Source organism: Pseudomonas sp. (genome assembly GCF_050739995.1).
Classification (GTDB): Bacteria; Pseudomonadota; Gammaproteobacteria; order Pseudomonadales; family Pseudomonadaceae; genus Aquipseudomonas.
In genome coordinates this window covers 1-8,524 of record NZ_JBOICG010000045.1, presented here as the reverse complement: position 1 = coordinate 8,524, position 8,524 = coordinate 1, and the positions used below count along the sequence as shown (strand labels likewise).

At 61.2% G+C, this 8,524-nt stretch carries 8 protein-coding genes and 1 pseudogene; 4 read left to right on the top strand and 5 right to left on the bottom strand.

Annotation, left to right across the window (positions count from 1 at the left end; genetic code table 11):
• The 4 genes from ACRESD_RS01630 to ACRESD_RS01615 all read left to right on the top strand — a co-directional run.
• On the top strand, positions 1-1,236 hold a 1,236-nt coding region (locus ACRESD_RS01630; protein ID WP_431749334.1), incomplete at its 5' end, for a DNA polymerase II.
• A 73-nt stretch (positions 1,237-1,309) separates the two neighbouring features.
• Positions 1,310-1,888 carry a GNAT family N-acetyltransferase gene (locus ACRESD_RS01625; protein ID WP_431749333.1) on the top strand — a complete coding sequence of 193 codons (579 nt, stop codon included), beginning with the start codon at positions 1,310-1,312 and terminating at the stop codon, positions 1,886-1,888.
• A gap of 12 nt (positions 1,889-1,900) precedes the next feature.
• Positions 1,901-2,533, top strand: a complete 633-nt coding sequence (locus ACRESD_RS01620) for a glutathione S-transferase N-terminal domain-containing protein (protein ID WP_431749332.1) — start codon at positions 1,901-1,903, stop codon at positions 2,531-2,533.
• A 165-nt stretch (positions 2,534-2,698) separates the two neighbouring features.
• Positions 2,699-3,274, top strand: coding sequence for a DUF4174 domain-containing protein (locus ACRESD_RS01615; protein WP_431749331.1), 576 nt, complete (start codon positions 2,699-2,701; stop codon positions 3,272-3,274).
• A 121-nt stretch (positions 3,275-3,395) separates the two neighbouring features.
• On the opposite strand, the gene ACRESD_RS01610 is transcribed toward ACRESD_RS01615, so the two are convergent.
• From ACRESD_RS01610 to ACRESD_RS01590, 5 genes and pseudogenes are all read right to left on the bottom strand, one after another.
• Complete coding sequence (locus ACRESD_RS01610) at positions 3,396-4,439, bottom strand: acyltransferase family protein (protein WP_431749330.1); 1,044 nt, start codon at positions 4,437-4,439, stop codon at positions 3,396-3,398.
• A 22-nt stretch (positions 4,440-4,461) separates the two neighbouring features.
• Positions 4,462-5,871: a lipid II flippase MurJ gene (locus ACRESD_RS01605; RefSeq protein WP_431749329.1), complete on the bottom strand. Its 1,410-nt coding sequence runs from the start codon at positions 5,869-5,871 to the stop codon at positions 4,462-4,464.
• 2 nt (positions 5,872-5,873) lie between these two features.
• A complete protein-coding gene (locus ACRESD_RS01600) occupies positions 5,874-7,307 on the bottom strand; it encodes an O-antigen ligase family protein (protein WP_431749328.1) in 1,434 nt (477 codons plus the stop codon).
• Positions 7,304-8,407 carry a glycosyltransferase family 4 protein gene (locus tag ACRESD_RS01595; RefSeq protein WP_431749327.1) on the bottom strand — a complete coding sequence of 368 codons (1,104 nt, stop codon included), beginning with the start codon at positions 8,405-8,407 and terminating at the stop codon, positions 7,304-7,306. The genes ACRESD_RS01600 and ACRESD_RS01595 overlap by 4 nt, the downstream gene beginning before the upstream one ends.
• A pseudogene (locus ACRESD_RS01590) lies at positions 8,398-8,524 on the bottom strand (glycosyltransferase family 4 protein); the annotation flags it as partial. The pseudogene ACRESD_RS01590 and the gene ACRESD_RS01595, both read right to left, overlap by 10 nt.

Here is an 8,524-nt window from a genome sequence, read left to right as displayed (position 1 = left end):
CATTTGTACATGCCGCTGATGCACCGCCAGGGCTTCGTCGCACCGAACCTGGGCGACAAACCACCCCAGGCCAGCCCCGGCGGATTTGTCATGGACTCGCGCCCGGGCCTCTACGAATCGGTGCTGGTGCTGGATTACAAAAGCCTCTACCCGTCGATCATCCGCAGCTTCCTGATCGACCCGGTGGGCTTGATCGAAGGTCTCAAACACCCCGAGGACAGTGCGTCGGTGGAAGGCTTTCGTGGTGCACGTTTTTCCCGTACCCGGCATTGCCTGCCGTCCATCGTCGCCCGTGTTTCCGAAGGCCGCGAAGTGGCCAAGCGTGAACACAACGCCCCGTTGTCCCAAGCCCTGAAAATCATCATGAACGCCTTCTACGGCGTGCTCGGTTCCAGCGGTTGCCGGTTCTTCGATACGCGGCTGGCCTCGTCGATCACGATGCGTGGGCACCAGATCATGCGCCAGACCCGTCACCTGGTCGAAGCCCAGGGTTACGAGGTGATCTACGGCGACACTGACTCCACCTTCGTCTGGCTGGGCACAGCGCACTCCGAGGACGAGGCCGGCCGTATTGGGCGGGCGCTGGTCAAGCACGTCAACGACTGGTGGCGCGAGCATTTACATCACGAATTCGGCCTGCAAAGCGCGTTGGAGCTGCAGTACGAAACCCATTTCAGTCGCTTTCTCATGCCGACCATTCGCGGCGCGGAGGAGGGCAGCAAAAAGCGCTATGCGGGCTTGGTGATGCGCGGCGATGGCCGCGAGGAAATGGTCTACAAAGGCTTGGAAACCGTGCGCAGCGACTGGTCGCCCCTGGCCCGCCAATTCCAGCAGGAACTCTACCAGCGCATCTTCCATCGCCAGCCCCATCAGGATTACATACGAGACTACGTGCGCCGCACCCTGAGCGGTGAATTCGATGAGCTGCTGATCTATCGCAAACGCCTGCGGCGGCAACTGGATGACTACGAGCGCAACGTGCCGCCCCATGTGCGCGCCGCGCGCCTGGCGGATGAATACAACGACCGCCTGGGCCGCCCGCGCCAGTACCAACGCGGCGGCTGGATCAGCTATGTGATCACGCTCAATGGTCCGGAGCCGCTGGAGGTGCGTCAGGCGTCGATCGACTACGACCACTACGTCACACGCCAATTGCAGCCGGTGGCAGATGCGATCCTGCCGTTCGTCAACGACGATTTCAGCACCTTGGTCGGTGGGCAGATGGGCCTGTTCTAAAACGCTTGCCGAGGCACCACAAGAGCCTGCACTCTTGCCCTCTGATGACCACCCGCAGACGGCGCAGCGCTCAATGACCCTGATCACACTGACCGGTACCACGGTCGAACTCCAACCCCTGCAACGCGAACACTCGGAGGCCTTGCTCCAGGCCGCCGCCGACGGCGAATTGTGGAACCTCAAGGTCACGAACGTGCCGGGTCCGGACACCATCGATACGTACATCGACACCGCCTTGGCCGGGCGTGAGGCGGGTACGGTCATACCTTTCACTATTGTGTGTCGGAACACCGGCCAGGTGGTGGGCAGCACGCGTTTCTGGAAGGTTGACCGGGTCAATCGCAAGCTGGAAATCGGCCACACCTGGCTGGCGCAATCCACACAGAAGACCGGGATCAACACCGAGGCCAAGCTCTTATTGTTGACTTACGCCTTCGAAGTGTTCGACTGCGTGCGCGTGCAATTCACCACCGACGAACTCAATGAAAAGTCCCGCGCCGCCATCTTGCGCCTGGGGGCCGTGCAAGAAGGCATCGTGCGTCACGAGCGCATCATGCCGGACGGGCGCAAGCGCAACTCGGTACGCTTCAGCATCATCGATTCGGAATGGCCGCAGGTGAAAGCCCATTTGCAGGCCAAACTGCTGCGATAAGAGGAAACGCCTATGTACACGCTCTACGGCACCGACGAGTCAGGCTCTTGCATGATCGAAATCGCCCTGCAACGTTGCGCGGTGCCATGGCATCGGGTAGAGGCCAGCTCCTGGCAGGACGGCGAGGGCAGCGAAGCCCTGGCCCGTATCAACCCGCTCAAACAGATTCCCACCCTGGTCACTCCCGATGGGCAAGTGCTGACCGAAAGCGCGGCTATCCTGATCCACCTGGGCCTGGAGTTTCCCGCGTCCGACCTACTGGGTGGCAACCGTGCACAGATTCTGCGCGGCCTGCTGTACATCGCCGCCAATTGCTACTCGGCCATTGGCATCATCGACTACCCGCAGCGCTGGCTGGGCAACGCGGATGAGGCGGTACAGGCGCAATTGGTCACAGGCACGCGACGCTACCTGCACCAAGCCTGGGTCGTGTTTGCCGACCAATTTGCCGGGCAGTTATTTGCCCCCAACGATGTGCCGAACGCACTGGGCATCATGGCGGCGGCGGTGTCGCGCTGGGATGAGGCGCGAGAGGCGTTGAACGCCTTGGCCCCAGGCTTTGCCCAGAGCCTGGCTCAGGTGGATGCCGACCCCATCGTGGCGCCGGTGTTTGCCCGACATTGGCCGACGTGGAAGGTCTCGTGATGTTTCCGCAATCAGAAGAAACAATGACGCCTGATCCCGTCCAACCCCTTGCGTAGCGGGCGTCCTGTCCTACGCTTTCTTGAAATGGTGTAGGAATCATCCTTGAATTTGACTGTCGCACACATGAAACTCAAGAACCCTGCATGGAATTCAAAGGAGGTGCGCATGCTCATCCGGTCGCTGACCCTGGCTACCTTGATGGCTTTAACGGGGCCGCTGTTGGCCGCTGAGGATATCAACCCGCTCAAGCAAGACATGGGCAAGTCCCGCCCGCTGGTGGTTGTGGAGCTTGATTCCGGTAACGAAACACTGGCGACCCTTAAGAAGAAACTGGACGAGCCTGCCACCAAACAATCCTTTGAAGAACGCAGCATGGTGTTCTACACCGTGAAGTTCGGCAGCATCGGTGCCGAAGGGGAGAAATTCGCCAAGGACGCCAAGGACAACAAGAAGCTGACACCGCCGGAAACCAATGCCTTGATCCGTGCCCTCAAGCTGGGCGCAGGCAGTGGTACCAAGGTGATCCTGATCGGCAAGGACGGCGAGAAAAAACTCGAGAAGACCGTGCCACCGGATACCCTCGATTTGAAGGAGTTCTTCAGCACCATCGATCAGATGCCCCAGGCTGAAAAAGACCTTGCGGCACCGGCCGAACCGGAACCTGCCGCCGTGCCTCCAGCCAAGGGGACCAAAGCTGCCAAACCCGGCAGTAAGCCCGCCGCGCCACAACTCGATGACTGAAAATACATAACAAATGTGGGAGCGGGCTTGCCCGCGAAGGCGGAGTGTCAGTCACCAAATGTACTGACTGATCCACCGTTTTCGCGAGCAAGCCCACTCCCACATTGTATGAGTGGTGTTTTCAAGTCTTGGGGGCTTTACGCACCGGAAACGGAAAGTAGAAAAACCGCAAGAACGCTACTCGCTTGATCACTTCGCCAATCAGCAACGGCACCACCACCGCCACCACCAACCCCAGGCATGCGGCCACAAATGCATGCAGCCCCAGGCGTTCCAGCAAGTCGACGGTCTTGTGCTGAATCTCCCCATGGAAGATCAACAGGATCAGCGTGGACTGGCCGATATAGGTCATCACCCGCGTCAGCAGTGCCGACACCATCATCACCTTCGCCAGCGCCCAGCACAGATACACACCGATGACCGCCAGCAAACTGGTCCATAGCCAGTGGTCATAGCGCCGTTGCGCCAGGTCCATGGTGTCGTGGCTGTAAACGAATACGGCTGCGAACAGCACGATGGAAATCACCAGTGTCAACAACGAGCCCTCATGCCTGCGCAACCAGTCGCGCAGCAGGTAACCGTATATAAAGTAGGTGCTGCTGATCAGGGTGATTTCGAGGCTGAAGGGCAGGCCGGGCATCGTCCAGGTTTGCCCGCCGAGGGTGACCGGCACTTGCCAGAACCACGGCAATACCCAGATACCGAGCAGCAACTGCGCCACCATCAGTAGGCAACCCGCTAGCAGCGGTAATTTCAGGCGCTGGATCAGGCGAAGCATTAACCAACTGAACAGAATCGCCACCCAGAAGTGAGGTAAAAACCACAGTGCTTGCCATGGAATAGTGTCCACCGAGGCGTACAGCACGCCGCCCACATCCGGCAACAGGGGTTGCCCGCGCAGTAAATCGCGCACGAGCACATACACCAACATGGTGAAGAAAAACGGCTTGAGCAGGCCATCGGCCTTGCGTATCGCCATCTCGACAAACGGCTGTTCGGGCTTGAAAAACACGCCGGACAGGAAGAAGAACAGCGGCAACACAAACGAGGCGAGCATGGGATAGAGCAGGTCCAGGGAGTTGGCGACAAACCAACTATGGCCGTACACGATCACCAGGATACCGATGCCTTTGGCGATATCCATTTGAATCCAGCGCTGTTTCACTTAACTACTCCTGATCGATCATTCATGCCTTGCGCCACGGCTTCAGCCACAGCCCCATGCCTAACAACACCACGGTGCCTGCCAGGGTACTCAGCCCCAGTTGCAGCCACACACCCTCAATGGGGAACAACATCAGCGCCGCCATGCCCATCACCAACGCACTGAGCAGCCATTGCCGTGCCCAGGGCAGAGCCGCGAGCAATGTCTGACGCTGCATGAGCAACAAGGCGGTGCAGATCACTCCCGCCAATGCCGCCAGCGGAATCCCCGCCAGGCCAAATACGAAGGGCAGGGCGCCGAGCAACAGCACATTGACCAGGCTGCCGAGGAGTTCGCAACGCAGCGGCTGGCGTGTATCGCCGGCTGCGTAGGCATAGCGCGCAAGTAAGGCGTTCCAGGCGCCGAACACCAGCGGCACGGCGAACCACGCCAGCAGCAATGGCAGCGGCGAGTCCGCCGACTGCTTGGGTAACAGCAGTTCCACCAGGCTCGGCGCGGCGGCCACCAAGCCCACGCCAGCCGGCAGCGTCAGCACGCTGGCCGTCTCCAGGCCGCGCTTGAGCAAGGCCAGGCGTTCATCGCCCTGGCGACGGCTCATCATGCCCAGCAGCACCTGGTTGAGGCTCATCAGTGCAATCAGCGGCAGGTTCATCAACTTGCGAGCCAAGTTGACCCAAGTCACCGCGCCTTCACCCAATAGCGAGGCCACCAGCCGCTCGATCAACGCCAAGCCTTGACTGGCGCCGTTGCTCAACAGCAGCGGCCCGATGCGTTGGCCCAGTTCCCGCAACGGCGTGAAGCTCAATTGCCAGCGCCACGGTCGCCAACCCTGACGCCAGATCGATGGCAGCAACGCCAGCGGCATCAACAGGCTTCCGGCGAGGCAGGCCAAGGCCAGGGAATGGGGCTCAGTCGCGGTGCCCGCCAGCGCGAGATAGGTCACCGGCGGCAGGTTGAACAACAGCGAGCCCAGGCCCGCCAGCACAAAACGCTCGTCGGCCTGCAGCGGAATGCTGAACAGCGCGTGCAACATCAATCCCGGCACGCACCAGGCCACGATTTGCAGATTGCTCGCGGCCAGGGCCGTGGCGCTGGTCGCCAACCCCGGGCCAAGCAACTGCACCAGCCATGGCGCCAACAGTGTCAGCAACAGGCTGGTTATCAGCGCAATCAGCAGCAATGCGGGGAACAACACCGCCAACCAATCCAGGCGCGCCCCGTCCTTGCGTTGTAAATACAGCGGCAGCGCAGCGGCGCTCAACACACCACCGGCCAATGACATACGCAACGCCTCGGGCAGAAACAGTGCGATCAAGAAGGCATCACTGCGCTCCCCGGCGCCCCAGGCGGCCACCAACAACCACTCGCGGGCGAATCCCAGGCACAGGCCCAGCAAGGTCGCCAGGGTCAGCCAGACGGCGGAACCGAGCATGGTTAAGGCCGCACGCCGTCAAGCATCGGCTTGCGATACACCACCGTCTTGAGCTGGGGCAAGCGCGCCGGAAACAACCGTCGTGCCTCCAGCACATTGATGCCCACCATCAACCAGAACAGCGCCACCATCACCACCGCGAAACTGAAGTAATGGTCAAACAGGCCGCTGACCAGCGCCGAGAGAATCCCGGCGGTACTGCCCAGCCACAATGCGTTGTCCTTGGTCAGGCGGATCGGGCCTTTCTCCGGACGTGCTTCACGCCACCAGCGCACCGTGACCGCGATAAACAGCAGCATGCCGATGACGCCGATTTTGTAAATGTAGTTCAGCCACAGGTTGGAGATCCCCAGGAAGTGCGTCCCCGGCACCGGAGGGTCGACCTTGAAGCCGATACCGAACGGGTAGGTCTCCACCGCCTGAGGGAACATCCGGTATTCGTCGAAACGGATCTCGGTACTGGCGTTACTCGACGAGAAAATGGTGGCAAGGCGGTCTTGCAGCGGCGGGTAGGCCATCACCAGCGCCACGGTCAGTGCGGCACCGATCATCAACAAGCGCCCGGTATACGGCACGCGACGTGTCGCCATCCAGATCAGTACCAACGCGAGGCTGACCATCGCACCACGACTACTGGCCAGCAGCAACGCAGCCGCCCCCAGACACGCCACGCCCAGGCCCAGCGCGCGCCGCCAGCCTTGTTCGGTCATGCCATAACAGAAGGCCAGAGGCAGCAGCAAGGCCATGATCCCGCCGATGGCATTCGGGTGCATCCACGGCGACCCCATGCGTGACGACATCGCCTCCAGGCCGAATTTCAAGGTGTCGAAGTTGCCGTAATTGAACAGTGCCAGGATGGGCGCGATGCCTGCCCCCGAGCGTGTGCGTACGAACACCGCAATCGACAGCACCAACATCGCCAGGCTCCCCAGCAGCAGGGCGATCACCAGGGATTCGCGGTGCTTTCGGTCCACCAGCAATTTGGCGCAGAGAAACACTCCCGACAGGTTCAGCAGCCAACGCAGCCAGTTCGCCACCCCGCTGGTTTCGGCGTGAATGGTGACTTGGCCAACGATGAACGGGAATACGCTGAACAGCATCAGCCACAACAGCATCTGGTCGGTAGGGCGCCGCGTCAGGCTTGGCGTATCGGGTACGCGGGACAGAAAACTGTGCCACAGCACCGCACCCCAGGTCAGCGCAAGGATGGCTTCGCTGACCGTACTGCGGATGCCCAGATTGAGGGTGGAGTACGGCATGAAGGTTGCGACCCCGGCGAACAGCAACAAGCCCCAGAACGGGAAGCGCAGGATGGTCACCGCCGCGGCCAGGCCGATGACCGCCAGAAATGCCTTGGCCGGGGACAGTGCCAAGGCCAACCCACCAAACAGCAGACCGAACAGGATAGCGACGAGGCTTGCCAGGGAGAGTCTCATTTCAGTTCCTCGATCAGTTCGGCCAGGCGCTGGCGATAGGCATGTTGGTTGAAGCGTTCAGCCCACTGGCGCCGTTGTTCCGGGGACTCTTCATCGGGCTGCGTGCTCAGGTCGAGCATCAACTGCACCAGCGCAGCGGTGTCGGTGGGCGAAAAGCGCGGTGCCGAGGCTGGGGTGATTTCATCCAGCGACGTGCCACTGGCCACGGCTACCGGTGTGCCGACACTCAAGGCTTCGATCACCGGCAAGCCGAAACCTTCGGCATAGGAGGGTTGCCACAGGCGCGAAGCCTGGCGATACAGCCCGTGCAGTTGGGCATCCGATACGCCGCCCAAGGCACGAATGCCCGGCAGTGTGCGCTGGGCTTCGGGCAAGTGCTCAAGGCTGCCCACCAACACCAATTCCGGTACGGCGGAGGATTGGCGGCGCGCCTGCTGCCAGGCGTCCACCAGGAACGGTACGTTCTTGCGCAATTCCCGGGTGCCCACCAGCAGCCAATAGCGCTCGGGTAGTTGGTACTGCGTGAGGTCGGCGGCCAGTTCGACAAACCCATCCACCTGGTTGGGCAGTACACGAACCTTGTCCGCCGCCTTGGGAAACAACCGCACCGTTTCATCGGCACTGTACTGCGACGGCGTCCATACACGGTCGGCGCTGTGTACCGCATAGGCAATCGACAGGCGATCGCTGGTCTTGTAGATCAGCGCTTTCAGGCGGTTGGCGTGGTAGTTGTTCAAGGTGATCTGAAACAGATCGTGCAGCAGCACCACGGTGCGCAAACCTTTTGGTTTGGGGGGCAATGGCAGGCCCATGTTGAACGTGCTGATGTACACGTCGATCCGTTGTTCACGTAAGGCGCGCGGTAAGAATCCGGCCTCGAAACGCAGGCGATTGTGGGGCTGGTGCATTGCGGTTTTCGCGCAACCCCAGGCCGGGCAATGGGCTTGCAGGCGAGTTTGATCACCCAGGGGCGCCACGGTAAAGCGCTCCAGCTCGATATCCGGCAGGCTGCGCAGGCCATTTTCCAACGCATACACCTGGCGGCTGATCCCCGATTGGGGTGAGGTGCCGACGGTGCGGTAATCCAGACCTACACGCATGCGGGCTCCTTCTGATTGAGTGGCGAGAGCGTTGCGTACACCTGCTCCAGTTGGCTGGCGGCCACGCTCCAGTCATGGGCCCGGCGCACGTAGGTGCGGCCGGCTTCACCCATGGGC

What these genes read in the sequence shown, in the direction of transcription:
- ACRESD_RS01605 (WP_431749329.1), bottom strand. Translation starts at nt 5,871, where the DNA reads ATGCTCGGTTCCGCCGTCTGGCTGACCCTGGCGACCTTGCTGGGCCTG.
- ACRESD_RS01620 (WP_431749332.1), top strand. Translation starts at nt 1,901, where the DNA reads ATGTACACGCTCTACGGCACCGACGAGTCAGGCTCTTGCATGATCGAA.
- ACRESD_RS01600 (WP_431749328.1), bottom strand. Translation starts at nt 7,307, where the DNA reads ATGAGACTCTCCCTGGCAAGCCTCGTCGCTATCCTGTTCGGTCTGCTG.
- ACRESD_RS01615 (WP_431749331.1), top strand. Translation starts at nt 2,699, where the DNA reads ATGCTCATCCGGTCGCTGACCCTGGCTACCTTGATGGCTTTAACGGGG.
- ACRESD_RS01625 (WP_431749333.1), top strand. Translation starts at nt 1,310, where the DNA reads ATGACCCTGATCACACTGACCGGTACCACGGTCGAACTCCAACCCCTG.
- ACRESD_RS01595 (WP_431749327.1), bottom strand. Translation starts at nt 8,407, where the DNA reads ATGCGTGTAGGTCTGGATTACCGCACCGTCGGCACCTCACCCCAATCG.